The organism is Novosphingobium sp. P6W, from assembly GCF_000876675.2.
In the GTDB taxonomy this organism is placed as follows: Bacteria; Pseudomonadota; Alphaproteobacteria; order Sphingomonadales; family Sphingomonadaceae; genus Novosphingobium.
In genome coordinates, this window is sequence record NZ_CP030354.1 from 237,123 (window position 1) to 251,924 (window position 14,802).

General features: G+C 63.7%; 10 protein-coding genes and 2 pseudogenes. 11 read left to right on the forward strand and 1 reads right to left on the reverse strand.

Annotation, left to right across the window (positions count from 1 at the left end; translation table 11 throughout):
* The first annotated feature begins 3 nt into the window (after positions 1-3).
* From TQ38_RS26840 to TQ38_RS31410, 11 genes and pseudogenes are all read left to right on the forward strand, one after another.
* Positions 4-1,032 carry a methionine synthase gene (locus TQ38_RS26840; protein WP_113942102.1) on the forward strand — a complete coding sequence of 343 codons (1,029 nt, stop codon included), beginning with the start codon at positions 4-6 and terminating at the stop codon, positions 1,030-1,032.
* A gap of 167 nt (positions 1,033-1,199) precedes the next feature.
* Positions 1,200-1,613, forward strand: a complete 414-nt coding sequence (locus TQ38_RS26845) for an acyl-CoA thioesterase (protein WP_082057730.1) — start codon at positions 1,200-1,202, stop codon at positions 1,611-1,613.
* A gap of 172 nt (positions 1,614-1,785) precedes the next feature.
* Positions 1,786-4,404: a Fe/S-dependent 2-methylisocitrate dehydratase AcnD gene (gene acnD / locus TQ38_RS26850; protein ID WP_043975910.1), complete on the forward strand. Its 2,619-nt coding sequence runs from the start codon at positions 1,786-1,788 to the stop codon at positions 4,402-4,404.
* On the forward strand, positions 4,404-5,591 hold the full coding sequence (gene prpF, locus TQ38_RS26855) for a 2-methylaconitate cis-trans isomerase PrpF (RefSeq protein ID WP_043975911.1): 1,188 nt from the start codon (positions 4,404-4,406) through the stop codon (positions 5,589-5,591). The genes acnD and prpF overlap by 1 nt, the downstream gene beginning before the upstream one ends.
* Positions 5,588-5,890: a hypothetical protein gene (locus TQ38_RS26860; protein WP_043975912.1), complete on the forward strand. Its 303-nt coding sequence runs from the start codon at positions 5,588-5,590 to the stop codon at positions 5,888-5,890. Before prpF ends, TQ38_RS26860 begins: the two co-directional genes overlap by 4 nt.
* Positions 5,887-7,044: a 2-methylcitrate synthase gene (gene prpC, locus TQ38_RS26865; RefSeq protein WP_043975913.1), complete on the forward strand. Its 1,158-nt coding sequence runs from the start codon at positions 5,887-5,889 to the stop codon at positions 7,042-7,044. Before TQ38_RS26860 ends, prpC begins: the two co-directional genes overlap by 4 nt.
* Positions 7,045-7,053: 9 nt before the next feature.
* On the forward strand, positions 7,054-7,974 hold the full coding sequence (gene prpB, locus TQ38_RS26870; protein WP_043975915.1) for a methylisocitrate lyase: 921 nt from the start codon (positions 7,054-7,056) through the stop codon (positions 7,972-7,974).
* A gap of 108 nt (positions 7,975-8,082) precedes the next feature.
* Positions 8,083-10,761: an aconitate hydratase AcnA gene (acnA, locus tag TQ38_RS26875; RefSeq protein WP_043975916.1), complete on the forward strand. Its 2,679-nt coding sequence runs from the start codon at positions 8,083-8,085 to the stop codon at positions 10,759-10,761.
* A gap of 110 nt (positions 10,762-10,871) precedes the next feature.
* Entirely contained in the window at positions 10,872-12,284 is a 1,413-nt protein-coding gene (locus tag TQ38_RS26880; protein ID WP_043975918.1) for a short-chain fatty acyl-CoA regulator family protein, read from the forward strand.
* 421 nt (positions 12,285-12,705) lie between these two features.
* Entirely contained in the window at positions 12,706-13,233 is a 528-nt protein-coding gene (locus TQ38_RS26885) for a hypothetical protein (RefSeq protein WP_043975920.1), read from the forward strand.
* Positions 13,234-13,257: 24 nt separating this feature from the next.
* Positions 13,258-13,891: pseudogene (locus tag TQ38_RS31410) on the forward strand (FAD-dependent monooxygenase); the annotation flags it as partial.
* Positions 13,892-14,052: 161 nt separating this feature from the next.
* On the opposite strand, the pseudogene TQ38_RS26895 reads toward TQ38_RS31410, so the two are convergent.
* Positions 14,053-14,714: pseudogene (locus tag TQ38_RS26895) on the reverse strand (sulfite oxidase-like oxidoreductase).
* Between the last annotated feature and the right edge of the window lie 88 nt (positions 14,715-14,802).

The following is a 14,802-nucleotide window of genomic DNA, read 5'->3' on the forward strand; positions in this document are numbered from 1 at the left end:
ATCATGAAAAGACTGTTGCCCACATCCACCGCCGGCAGCCTTCCCAAGCCCTCCTGGCTTGCCGAGCCGGAGAAACTCTGGTCGCCCTGGAAGCTGAAGGGCGATGAACTCGCGATCGGCAAGCAGGACGCACTGCGCCTGGCCGTGGACGACCAGCGGCAGGCGGGCATCGATATCGTCGGCGACGGCGAACAGACCCGCCAGCATTTCGTCACGACCTTCATAGAGCATCTGAGCGGCGTCGATTTCGAAAAGCGCGAAACCGTCAGGATCCGCAACCGCTACGATGCGAGCGTGCCAACGGTCGGCGGCGCGGTCGCGCGTCCGAAGCCGGTTTTCGTGGATGATGCGAAATACCTGCGGGCCCAGACCACTCAGCCGATCAAGTGGACGCTACCTGGCCCGATGACGATGATCGATACGCTATACGATGCCCATTACTGCAGCCGGGAAAAACTGGCCTGGGAATTCGCCACGATCCTCAATCAGGAAGCCCGGGAACTGGAAGCCGCAGGCGTCGACGTGATCCAGTTCGATGAGCCAGCCTTCAACGTCTTCTTCGATGAAGCGAACGACTGGGGCATCGCCACTCTCGAACGGGCGGCTGAAGGGCTGAAATGCGAGACGGCGGTGCACATCTGCTACGGCTACGGCATCAAGGCGAACACGGACTGGAAGCAGACCCTGGGATCGGAATGGCGGCAGTATGAGCAGACCTTCCCCAACCTCCAGAAATCCACGATCGATATCATCTCGCTGGAATGCCACCACTCACGCGTTCCGCTGGACCTCATCGAGCTGATCCGGGGCAAGAAGGTGATGATCGGTGCCATCGACGTGGCGAACGACATCGTCGAGACGCCGGAAGAAGTGGCCGAAACCCTCCGAAAAGCACTGCAGTTCGTCGATGCGGACAAGCTCTATCCCTCCACCAACTGCGGGATGGCGCCCCTTTCCCGCGGCGTGGCGCGCGGCAAGCTGCAGGCCTTGGGTGCTGGCACCGAGATCGTCCGCCGCGAGCTTGCGGGCTGACGTAGCGGGGAAATTCGTCGCGCGCGGTCGGCAAAGGCCGCGCTCGCGGCGCCTTGTCATTCGCAAACTTTGCCCATTCGCATCAATACGCTTCGCAATCTTCTCCTTTTCAGTCCTTCCACCTGGCGGACCGCCATGATTGGCTGGGCGCAACCAAGGAGATGACGATGACCGCGCTTGCCTCTGCCTTCCCCTCCCCCGCACTTCACGATGCCGGCGAGGCTTATCTCTGCGAGATGGTGTTCCCCGAACAGGCCAACCATTACGGCACCCTGTTCGGCGGGACCGCGCTAAGCCTGATGGGCAAGGCCGCCTTCGTCGCGGCGAGCCGCCACGCCCGTGCCCCCGTAGTCATGGCCACATCCGAGAAGATCGAATTCCGCCAGCCGGTCAGCGTTGGCCAACTGGTGGAGCTTCACGCTTGGGTCATCCGCGAGGGCCGCGCGTCGATGACGGTTGAGGTGGAAATGACCGCCGAGGGTCTGACCAGCGGCGAGCGTGCGCTGGCTGGGCGGGGGCGTTTCGAGATGGTCTGCGTGGACGAAGCCGGCAGGCCGTGCCCGATCCGGGCCACCGGCTGACCCCATTCGCAAAATTCGCTGATTTGCACAAATCCGTCCGCAAACCTTCGCTTTTTCAGTCATTTTCTCAATCGGGAAATGCCCGAATAAGGGTGCACAGAACGGCACCTAGAGGCACCCGAGGGAGCCATAAGCCGACATAGACGAGCCCAGAACGGAACCCTTCGCGGCCATGAACGACACCTATCGCAAATCGCTGCCCGGCACCCGGATCGACTACTTCGACACCCGCGCCGCGATCGAGGCGATCCGGCCCGGCGCCTACGATGGCCTGCCCTATGTCTCGCGCGTGCTGGCGGAACAGCTCGTCCGCCGCTGCGATCCAGCTCTGCTGACTGATGCACTCACCCAAATCGTCGAGCGCAGGCGTGATCTCGATTTTCCCTGGTATCCGGCCCGCGTCGTCTGCCACGATATCCTCGGCCAGACCGCGCTCGTCGATCTGGCGGGCCTGCGCGATGCCATTGCCGATCAGGGCGGCGACCCTGCCAAGGTCAATCCGGTGGTGCCGACCCAGTTGATCGTCGATCACTCGCTTGCCGTCGAATACGGAGGTTTCGACGCACAAGCCTTCGACAAGAACCGCGCAATCGAGGATCGCCGCAACGAGGACCGCTTCCACTTCATCGAGTGGACCAAGAGCGCTTTCGAGAACGTCGATGTAATCCCGGCCGGCAACGGCATCATGCACCAGATCAATCTTGAGAAGATGTCGCCCGTCATCCAGGTGCGCGATGGCGTCGCCTTCCCGGATACGTGCGTCGGCACGGACAGCCATACCCCGCATGTCGATGCGCTCGGTGTGATCGCCATCGGCGTCGGCGGGCTGGAGGCCGAGACGGTTATGCTGGGCCGCGCCTCGATGATGCGCCTGCCCAACATCGTCGGCGTGCGCCTGACCGGCCACCGCAAGCCGGGCATCACCGCGACCGACATCGTGCTGGCGATCACCGAGTTCCTGCGCCAGAGCCGCGTCGTCGGCGCTTGGATCGAGTTCTTCGGCGAAGGCGCAGACAGCCTCTCGATCGGCGACCGCGCGACGATCTCCAACATGTGCCCCGAATACGGCGCCACTGCCGCGATGTTCCACATCGACAGCCAGACGATCGACTACCTGCTGCTGACCGGTCGCGATCCCGATCATGTCCGCCTGGTCGAGGACTACGCGAAGCTGACCGGCCTGTGGGCGGACGACCTGCGCAATGCCGAATACGAACGCGTGCTGGAGTTCGACCTTTCCACGGTGGTACGCAACATGGCGGGGCCATCGAACCCGCACCGCCGACTGCCCACCTCGGCGCTGGAGGAGCGCGGCATCGCCGTCGATCTCGACAAGGCCCTGGCGCAGGAACGCGAGGGCCTGTTGCCCGATGGCGCGGTCGTGATCGCCGCGATCACCAGCTGCACCAACACCTCCAACCCGCGCAACGTCGTCGCTGCCGGGCTGGTTGCGAAGAAGGCGAACGCGCTGGGCCTCATGCGCAAGCCGTGGGTAAAGACCTCGTTCGCGCCCGGTTCCAGGGTGGCGCGGCTCTATCTGGAGGAAGCCGGACTACTTCCCGAACTGGAGGCGCTGGGCTTCGGAATCGTCGCTTATGCCTGCACCACCTGCAACGGCATGTCCGGCGCGCTCGATCCGGCGATCCAGAACGAGATCATCGAACGCGATCTCTATGCCACCGCCGTCCTTTCGGGAAACCGCAACTTCGACGGGCGCATCCACCCTTATGCCAGGCAGGCGTTCCTCGCCTCGCCGCCGCTGGTGGTCGCTTATGCGATCGCGGGCACGGTGCGCTTCGATATCGAGAAGGACGTGCTGGGCGTAGTGGACGGCAGGGACATCCGCCTTGCCGACTTGTGGCCGAGCGACGAGGAAATCGACGCCATCGTCGCGGCCTCGGTTAAGCCGGAACAGTTCCGCGCGGTCTACGACCCGATGTTCGCACCGCGTGGACGTGACGAAGCCAGCCCGCTCTACGACTGGCGGCCGCAGTCCACCTACATCCGCCGCCCGCCTTATTGGGATACTGAGGGTGTGGGCGCGCTTGCCGCCTTCCCGCGCACACTCAAAGCGATGCGCCCGCTGGCGATATTGCCGGACAACATCACCACCGACCACCTCTCGCCCTCGAACGCAATCCTCGCCAATTCGGCGGCAGGCGAATACCTGGCGCGGATGGGACTGCCGGAGGAGGACTTCAACTCCTACGCCACCCATCGCGGCGACCATCTGACCGCGATGCGCGCCACCTTCGCCAATCCGCAACTGGTCAACGAAATGGCCGTGGTCGATGGCGCGGTTAAGAAGGGCTCGCTCGCCCGCGTGGAACCGGAGGGTACAGTCACCCGCATGTGGGAGGCAATCGAGACCTATCTCGATCGCCGCCAGCCCCTCATCATCATTGCCGGGGCGGACTATGGTCAGGGTTCCTCGCGCGACTGGGCGGCGAAGGGTGTGCGGCTTGCCGGCGTGGAAGCCATCGTTGCCGAAGGGTTCGAGCGCATACACCGCACCAACCTGATCGGCATGGGCGTGCTGCCGCTGGAGTTCCAGCCCGGCACCACGCGCCTGACGCTCGGCCTCGACGGCACCGAAACGTATGACGTGGAAGGCGAGCGCCGCCCCCGCGCCACGCTGACGCTGGTGATCCGCCATGCCGGCGGCGCAGCGACGCAGGTTCCCGTCATTTGCCGCCTCGATACGGCGGAGGAAGTCTTGATCTACGAGGCGGGCGGCGTGTTGCAGCGCTTTGCGGCGGACTTCCTTGCTTCGGAAGCGGAGACGGTCTGATGGCGCAGATCCAGATTCCCGCCACCTACATGCGCGGGGGCACCAGCAAGGGCGTGTTCTTTCGTCTGGAAGACCTGCCCGAAGGTGCCCGCGTCCCCGGCCCGGCGCGCGACCGTCTGTTCCAGCGGGTGATCGGCAGCCCCGACCCTTATGGCGCGCAGATCGATGGGATGGGCGGCGCGACGTCCAGCACTAGCAAGTGCGTAATCGTCTCGCCGTCGGCCCGCCCCGGACATGACGTAGACTACCTTTACGGGCAGGTTTCGATCGACAGCGATTTCGTCGACTGGTCGGGTAATTGCGGCAATCTCTCGACCGCCGCCGGGGCTTTCGCGATCCATGCGGGCTATGTCGAAGCGGGCGCGGACGGCGTGCGCACAGTGCACATCTGGCAAGCCAATATCGGCAAGACCATCATCGCCAATGTCCCCGTCAGCGGCAGCGCGGTGCAGGAAACGGGCGAGTTCGAGCTGGACGGCGTGACCTTCCCCGCCGCCGAAATCGTGCTGGAGTTCCTTGACCCTGCCGATGATGAAGGGGCGATGTTCCCGACCGGCAACGTCGTAGATGAACTCGAAGTACCGGAAGACCTCGTCGCAGGCGGCAGGCTCAAGGCCACGCTCATCAACGCGGGCATCCCGACGATTTTCGTGGACGCGGAGGCCATCGGCCATACCGGTACCGAGCTGCGCGAAGCGATCAACGGCGATGCGGCTGTGCTTGCCCGTTTCGAGGCGCTGCGTACGATCGGCGCGCTGAAGATGGGTCTGATCAAGACGCCTCAAGAGGCCGCCAGGCGCCAGCACACACCCAAGATCGCCTTCGTCGCCTCGCCTGTCGATCATCGCACATCGAGCGGTAAGGAAGTGCTGGCGGGAGAGATCGACGTACTGGTGCGCGCGCTCTCGATGGGCAAGCTGCACCACGCGATGATGGGCACCGCTTCGGTCGCCATCGCCGCCGCTGCCGCCGTCCCAGGCACGCTGGTGAACCTCGCCGCAGGCGGGGGCCAACGCAACACGGTCACCTTCGGCCACCCATCCGGCACCCTGCGCGTCGGGGCGGAGGCCTCGCAGGTGGGCGGCAAGTGGAACGTGACGAAGGCGATCATGAGCCGCAGCGCCCGCATCCTCATGGAAGGCCGCGTGCGCGTGCCTGCCGCCATTCTTGCAGGAAGCACGGCATGATCTCCAACCGCCCTGAGAAGGGACCCGACCTGTTCGGAGCCATGGTCAGCGCCGCCGCCGACCGCGCCTCTTCGCACTTCGTCGGCACGATCCGCTTCGCCAAATGCGATGCTGTCCATCTCAACGAAGGTTTTTCCGCTCCCGACGTCGACCTCGAAACCTGGTCGGTCAGCGAAGACCATCAGGCCATCGTCGTCTCGGTATTCGCCACCGCGCCGCAGGACGGCGGCCGGACCATGGCCGCGAGCGGCCGCTTCACTTTCACCACGCTTACGCACAAACGGGAATACGCCGCATGAACGCCGAGACTCCCTTCAAGCCAAAGAAATCCGTCGCCCTCTCGGGCGTCGCCGCTGGCAACACCGCGCTGTGCACCGTCGGCAAGACCGGCAACGACCTGCACTATCGGGGCTACGATATCCTGGAGTTCGCCGAAGGCGCGGAGTTCGAGGAGATCGCCCACCTACTAGTCCATGGCGAATTGCCCACCGCGCCGCAGCTGGCCGCCTACAAGGCTAAGCTCAAGGGCCTGCGAGGCCTGCCCCATTCGGTGAAGTCGGCGCTCGAAGCCATTCCGGCCGCCGCGCATCCGATGGACGTGATGCGTTCGGGCGTGTCGGCGCTGGGCTGCGTGCTGCCCGAGACGCACGACCACAACCTGCCAGACGCGCGCGACATCGCCGACCGGCTTATGGCTTCGCTCGGCTCGATCCTGCTTTACTGGTATCACTTCGCCCACCACGGTCGCCGGATCGAGGTGGAAACGGACGACGACAGCATCGGCGGCCACTTTCTCCACCTGCTGCACGGAAAACCCGCGCCGGAAAGCTGGGTGCGCGCCATGCACACCTCGCTGATCCTCTATGCCGAGCATGAATTCAACGCTTCCACCTTCACTGCGCGGGTGATCGCGGGTACCGGCTCGGACATGTATTCGTGCATTGCCGGAGCCATCGGCGCGCTGCGTGGCCCCAAGCATGGCGGCGCCAACGAAGTCGCCTACGAGATCCAGAAGCGTTACGCGACGCCCGACGAGGCCGAGGCCGATATCCGCCGCCGCGTGGAGGCGAAGGAAGTGGTGATCGGCTTCGGCCACCCGGTCTACACGATCTCCGATCCGCGCAACGTCGTCATCAAGCGCGTCGCGAAGTCGCTGGCGGACGAGGCCGGTGCCCAGCGCCAGTTCGCCGTCGCCGAGCGGATCGAAAGCGTGATGTGGGACGCAAAGGCCATGTTCCCCAACCTCGACTGGTTCTCGGCGGTGTCCTACAACCTGATGGGCGTGCCGACCGCGATGTTCACCCCGCTCTTCGTCATCGCCCGTACCTCTGGCTGGGCAGCGCATGTGATCGAGCAGCGTGTGGACAACAAAATCATTCGCCCCTCGGCCAATTACACCGGCCCGGAAAACCTGACTTTCGTGCCGCTCGCCCAGCGCAGCGAAGCGGCCTGAGGAGACACCATGCCCTACCTTCTCGCTGACGACCTGCCCACCGAATCCGCCGGCAAGCGCTTCCGCGCCGCTCTTAGCCGCCCCGGGATCTATCGCCTGCCCGGCGCGCACAACGGCCAGGCCGCGATCCAGGCGCGCAATGCCGGGTTCGACGGGCTCTACCTGTCTGGCGCGGCGATGACCGCCTCTATGGGCCTGCCCGACCTTGGCATCATCACCGTGGACGAAGTGGCGTTCTTCATCCGCCAGATCGTGCGCTCCTCGGGCCTTCCGCTGCTGGTGGACGGCGACACCGGCTATGGCGAGGCGCTGAACGTCATGCACATGGTCCGCAGCTTCGAGGACGCGGGCGCGGGTGCTGTTCATCTGGAAGACCAGATCCTGCCCAAGAAATGCGGGCACCTGAATGGCAAGGCGCTCGTCTCGCCCACCGATATGGCCGCCAAGGTCGCCGCCGCGAAGAAGGCGAGCCGCGACATCGTGATCGTCGCACGCACTGATGCCGCAGGAGTCGAGGGCTTCGATGGGGCGGTGGAGCGGGCCAAGCTCTACGTCGATGCCGGGGCCGACGCGATCTTCCCCGAGGCGCTCAACACCCGCGAGATGTTCGAGAAGTTTGCCGCCGCGCTGCCGGACGTGCCGCTGCTCGCCAACATGACCGAATTCGGCAAGACCCCATTCTACACCGCCGCCGAGTTTGAGGCGATGGGCTACAAGATGGTCATCTGGCCGGTCTCGTCCTTGCGCGTCGCCAACAAGGCGCAAGCGAAACTCTACGCCGCGATCGCCAAGGACGGCGGCACGCACGCCATGGTCGATGCCATGCAGACCCGCGCCGAACTCTACGACACGATCGGCCTTCACGCTTACGAAGAGCTCGACGCATCGATCGTGAAGACGATCGTGCCCGAGGCGATCCCGCAGGGCTAAACTCCTTCTGCCCCCAAGATCGTTGCGCACGGACGGTCTTTCGATCCCGACGGATCGGAAGGCCGTCCTAAGGCGCGCCTGGATACATCCCACCCCGAAAGACTTCCCATGACCGCCACCGGCATCGATACCTTGCGTACCCGCGACTCGCTGACCGTGGCGGGACAGGATTACACCTTCTACAGCCTCGCGACGGCGGCACAGACGCTGGGCGACATCAGCCGCCTGCCGTTCAGCCTGAAAGTGCTGCTGGAGAACCTACTGCGCTTCGAGGACGGCGCCTTGGTCACCACGGAAGATATTCGCGCTTTTGCGGAGTGGCAGCAGGACCGCAGTTCCACCCGGGAAATCCAGTACCGTCCGGCCCGCGTGCTGATGCAAGACTTCACCGGGGTTCCCTGTATCGTCGATCTGGCCGCGATGCGTGACACCATGAACCGCTGGGGTGCCAATGCCTCGCTGATCAATCCGCAAGTGCCGATCCACCTCGTCATCGATCACAGCGTGATGGCCGACGAGGCGAGCACAGCGAATGCGTTCGATACCAACGTCGCCATCGAATACGAGCGCAATGCCGAGCGCTACGAATTCCTCAAATGGGGTGCGGCCACGCTCGACAATCTGAAGGTCATGCCACCGGGCACCGGCATCTGCCATCAGGTCAATCTGGAGCATATCGCCCAGACCGTCTGGACCAGCCCAGACGAGAACGGCGCCCTAGTCGCCTACCCTGACACGTGTGTGGGCACCGACAGCCATACCACGATGGTCAGCGGCCTTGGCGTGCTGGGATGGGGTGTCGGCGGGATCGAGGCCGAAGCCGCGATGCTGGGCCAGCCGGTATCGATGCTGATCCCCGAAGTCGTCGGCTTCCGCCTGTCGGGTGCGCTGCCCGAGGGCGTGACCGCGACAGACCTAGTGCTTACCGTCACCCAGATGCTGCGCGCGCATGGCGTGGTTGGGCGTTTCGTGGAATTCTGCGGTCCTGGCCTCGATACCCTGCCACTGGCCGACCGCGCCACCATCGCCAACATGGCTCCAGAATATGGCGCGACCTGCGGCTTCTTCCCGGTGGACCAAGCGACCCTTGCCTACCTGCGCCTGACCGGGCGTGATGAAACCCGGGTGGCGCTCGTCGAAGCCTATGCGAAGGCGCAGGGGATGTGGCGCGATGCGGCCAGCCCGGAGCCAGTCTTCACCGATCTGCTGGAGCTTGACTTGGCCTCAGTGCTTCCGTCCGTCGCAGGCCCGCGTCGCCCGCAGGACCGCGTGCTGCTCCGGGATGCCGCCGAAGGCCTGTGCACTGAACTGGCAGGCGCCTACGGCAAGGCAGACGAACTGGGCGCACGCGTACCCGTCGACGGCGCGGACTTCACCCTTGGCCATGGCGATATCGCTATCGCGGCGATCACCAGCTGCACCAACACTTCTAACCCCTCGGTGCTCGTCGCGGCGGGTCTCGTCGCTCGCAAGGCAAGGGCGCTGGGTCTTGCCCCCAAACCCTGGGTGCGCGCGACGCTCTCTCCCGGTAGCAAGGTGGTGACCGACTACCTCGTGCGTTCGGGCTTGCAGGAAGACCTCGACGCGCTGGGCTTCGCGCTCACCGGCTATGGCTGCATGATCTGCATCGGCAATTCCGGTTCGCTGGAAGCACCGATCAGCGAGGCGATCAACCAGAACGGTCTCGTCACCGCCGCCGTGCTTTCGGGCAACCGCAACTTCGAAGGCCGCATCTCGCCCGATGTGCGCGCCAACTACCTGGCCTCGCCGCCGCTGGTGGTAGCTTATGCTCTGCTCGGCAGCATATCCCGCGATATCACCACCGAACCGTTAGGAATCGGCAGCGACGGAGAGCCGGTGTACCTGCGCGACGTGTGGCCCTCAAATGGAGAAGTCGCGGCCACCATCGCCGCGTCAATCGACGCCGAGATGTTCGCTGCCCGCTATGCCGACGTCTACGAAGGCGACGCGCGCTGGAAAGCGCTGGCTGTAAAGGAAGGCGCCACGTACGACTGGCCGACATCCTCCACCTACATCGCGGAACCGCCCTTCTTCGACGGGCTGAAGCGACAGCCCGCGCCTGTAGCCGACATCGTCGCCGCGCGTTGCCTTGCCGTATTCGGCGATTCCATCACAACCGATCACATCTCACCGGCAGGGACGATCAAGTCATCCTCGCCTGCGGGCCAATGGTTGCAAGAGCATCAGGTGCTTCCCGCAGACTTCAACAGCTATGGCTGCCGGCGGGGCCACCACGAGATCATGATGCGCGGCACCTTCGCCAATATCCGCATCCGCAACGAGATGATGGGCGGCATCGAAGGCGGGATGACGCTGCTGCGCGAACAGCCGCTGCCGATCTACGAGGCGGCCATGCGCTACAAGGCCGCGAAGGTGCCGCTGGTCGTCGTCGCGGGCAAGGAATACGGCACCGGCTCCTCACGCGACTGGGCCGCCAAGGGCACCGCGCTGCTGGGCGTGCGTGCCGTGATTGCCGAGAGCTTCGAGCGCATCCATCGTTCCAATCTCGTCGGCATGGGTGTGCTGCCTTTGCAATTCGCACCGGACCTCGATCGCCATGTTCTGGGTTTCACCGGAAGTGAAAGCTTCACCATCCGCAGGCTGTCCGCCTTGCACCCCCGTCAGACCGTAACGGTCGAGGTGGAACGCAGCGACGGCACCCGATTCGCGTTCGAGACGCTGTGCCGCATCGATACGGCGGACGAACTGGCTTATTACCTTAATGGTGGCATCCTGCCTTATGTGCTTCGCAATCTGGCAGCCTGAAGGACTTTGCAATTTTTTCGCATTGCGATGTTGGTGCAAATGCGCTGCTATCGGCCGACAATAGGACCAGTGCTTGAGAATTTGCGAATAATGCGAAGAATGGCAGACTGATGCGTAAGGCGTTCATGGGAGTGCGGCTCCGGCGGTTGCGCGAGGAGAAGAACCTCAAGCAGATCGAACTGGCACAGGCGCTGGGCATATCGGCCAGCTATCTGAACCAGCTGGAACAGAACCAGCGGCCTCTGACCGTGCCGGTGCTCGTGAAGATCAACTCGGTCTTCGGCATCGATGTCCAATTCTTTTCCGAGGACGAGGAAGCGCGGCTCATTACCGAATTGCGCGACGCCTTGTCGGACGGATCGGATGCGATCTCGCTCGCTGAAGTGCGCGAACTGGCGATGAACATGCCTGCCGTGGGCCGCACACTCATATCCCTGCATCGGCGCTTTCGCGAAGCCTCGGAACGGTCGGAGGCGATGGCTGCACAACTGGGCGACGAATGGATCACCGGCGGCCCGCCGCGCATGCCGTTCGAGCAGGTGCGCGATTTTTTCTATGCCCGCCACAACCATGTCGAACCGCTCGATGAAGCAGCCGAGCGGCTCTACCAGCAGGCAGGTCTTACCCCGCGCACGATCCATGAAGGCGTGACCGCTTGGCTGAAGGAACGCCATGGCGTCCATGTCCTGCGCGGCGACAGCAACGCTGACCGCAACTGGGCGCAGCGCCGGTACGATCCGGTGACCCGCACGCTCTACGTCTCCGCCAACCTGAAACTCGGTCAGCAAACCTTCCAGATGGCCACCCAGCTGGCCTTCCTCGAACTGGTTGACGTGATCGACCAACTTGCCGACGACCCCATCCTGACCGGCGAGGAAGCGCGCAAGCTGGCACGCATCGGCCTCGCCAACTATTTCGCAGGCGCGTTGATCTTGCCTTACGGCCAGTTCTTGGCAGCTGCGGAGCAGGATGCTTACGATATCGAGAAGCTTGGCCGCCGGTTCGGTGTCGGCTTCGAGACGGTTTGCCATCGCCTTTCCACACTGCAGCGCGCGGACGCCCGCGGTGTGCCATTCTTCTTCATCCGCGTGGACAGGGCCGGCAACATCTCGAAACGGCAGTCCGCCACCGATTTCCACTTTTCTCGCGTAGGCGGCACATGTCCGCTCTGGAACGTCTACGAGGCCTTCGCCCAGCCCGGACGGGTGTTGACGCAGGTAGCGCAGATGCCGGACGGGCGGACCTACCTATGGGTGGCCCGCACTGTGGGCAGCGGTAACGCGGGTTACGGAGAACCGGGCAAGACCTTCGCGGTTGGCCTTGGCTGCGATATCCGTCATGCCTCCCGCCTGGTCTACTCGCGCGGGCTGGACCTTGCCGACCCCGGCATGGCGACGCAGATCGGCGCCGGCTGCAAGGTCTGCGAGCGGCCGAACTGCCTGCAGCGTGCGTTTCCGCCGATTGGCCGCCCAGTGATGGTGGATGAGAACCGCAGTTCAGCGGCCCCATATCCAGTGGACTGAAGTGGGGTACTCAAACAGACCTTGTCGCTTGGCACCATAATCAAACTTAAGGCCTGCACTTAACCTACCTGCAATCGGTCGAACGGCGGGTTACAGCAAGAGCGGTCGTCGCTGCGTAGGCATCGGAACGACGCATGCTGGTCGGGAGCAGACTGTCGGTTATCAGCGCACCCGTTGGTCAGCAGACAACGGCGCACCACTCAGAATGGCGGTCGCGAGAACGCTTTTTCATACTCATAAAATAGTGGCCGGATTCGGGTGCTCCTTACGGATTTGAGCTTTGCGTCGGTCGATGATATTGCAAGCGCGGTTTAGGAGCCGAGAATGAGCGCGGAGACCCGATTGGTCTACATGAAGTTCAATGCGCATGCTACCTTGTCACGACCAGCAACAAGAGCGCGCGTCGGAGGAAACATACGGGATGTCGACCACCGAAGAGCGCGCGCACGAACTCGGCGATGAATTTCGTACCCGTGCGAATGCAGACGAGCGCCAGTTCGTCAATTGGCTCGCACTCGCGAGCGCTGGAGGCATCGGGTTGTTGCTGCATTTCATCGCGGATGAGCACAATGGACCGATCCGTCTGAATCCTGCTGCGACAGTGCCCCCATTGATCAGCTGGTTGATCGGGATCATGTGCGCTGGCGTCGCCCTCTATGGAATGGTGAGGGAGCAGGGCAGCGCGGGAAATTCATTCCACGCTCAAGGTCGGCGTGAGCGTCAAAAGGCCAAGCTGAATGGGTTTGCCGGTGCGGAACACGAGCGGGCAACGATCGAAGCAAGGGCGAAGGCATACCAGGACGAAGCCGACCGTCATCATGTCGATTCGCGTCTGTGGCTCGTGCGTCGCGAGCTTGCGATGAAGATCGCAGTTTGCTGCTTTAGCATGGGCGCGCTCTGGTCGGCGGTGGCTCTCGCGCTCAATCTCACCTTCGGGACCGCGCGCTGACACGCTGATACCTCCCGCGCGTGAGACGCGGCCCACACCCACCCGCCGACGGGAGAGCAAGGGCTCAACACCAGCGTTCAGGATGCCTATAATCTGGGCTGGAAGCTGGCAGCGGTCATCTCTGGCGGGCCGGACACACTTCTCGATACTTATCAGGAAGAGCGGCGGCCCATCGCGGCGGGGATGTTGGGGCTGGCGACGCGCCTGCTGGGCGAAGCCAAGGAGGGCACGATGCGCCGTGATCGCGAGTCTCGCCAGCTCGATCCGGGCTATCGCACATCGTCGTTGTCAGGCCCGGTCCGTCCGGCGAAGCGCTGCTCCAGCCGGGCGACCGTGCGCCTGATGCGCCATGCCGGGGACGGCAGGCCAGCACACCCGGCTGTTCAGCGTGTTTGCGGGACCATGCTGGACCCTGCTGGGGTTCGATGCCGCCAAACGTCCCGCACCGCGCGCGGGTTTGCGGATCGCCGTCATCGGCGAGGAGGGCGACATCATTGATGACGGGGGGAACATCGCGCAGGCCTATGGGCTTGCCGCCAGCCAATGGGTGCTGGTTCGACCTGACGGCTATCTGGCCGAAATCGTTGATACGGATGAACTTGATCAGACGCTAAATGTGTACTTTGACAGGGCGGCCGGAGCAACCAGCCTTAACTAACCGGCATGAAGCCAAGGGAACTGCTCGCCCAGCCGCCGCCCTATGCTCCTGATCGGAGCATCGCATTCCACTAAACGGCTGAATGGCTTGTTGCGGAGAATTTGCGATTATACGACATATTTGCTGCGGTCTTAAGCGGACATCGGGCGTAATGGGCTAAGTCAGCGATAGCGTTCTTCGACCCAAGGATCGCCGCGCATGTGATACCCGTTCACTTCCAGAAGCCGGCCTTGTCCGCACCGAGAAACTCGATTCGGTTGATCCACTCCGCGCTCTTCCAGAAATAGAGGTGCGGGATCACCAGTCGCACTGGACTGCCATGCTCACGCGTGAGCGGAATGCCCTGCCAGGAATGCACGAGCATTGCATCGAGCGCGGCGAAGTCGGCTAGCGGGACATTGGTTGTATAGCCGTCATAGCCGTGAAGAAAGGCGTGGGTGGCCTCAGGGCGGGGCTGGACGTTGGCTAGCAGGCCACTCGTTACGACGCCGCTCCAATCGTTGTCGTAGCGCGACCAGGTCGTGACGCAGTGGATGTCAATTCGTCTGCTCGACTGCGGCAGAGCCATGAATGCAGGCCAGTCGAGCGTGACTGGTCGTTCGACCATGCCATGCATCTTTAGCCGCCAGCGCTCGCGGCTGATATCAGGTTGCCGACCGAGATCGAGCACTGGCCAGCCGTCCACCAAGTGTTGGCCGGGCGGTAGGCGCTTCGGGTCTGAGGGGCCAATGTCGGGTCCTTCGGTGAGGAATTTGTGCTCGCCCGCCCAGAGCCGCTTGGACAGGGTCAGCTTGCTGTCGGGGGGCGGTGCTTCTTCATCCATGCCATGGTTTACCCTACGGACGATCCTGCGCCATCCACGCCGTGGCAGGGCCGACAAGCCGGTGGCGGGATGTAATCGCCGTGTAAGG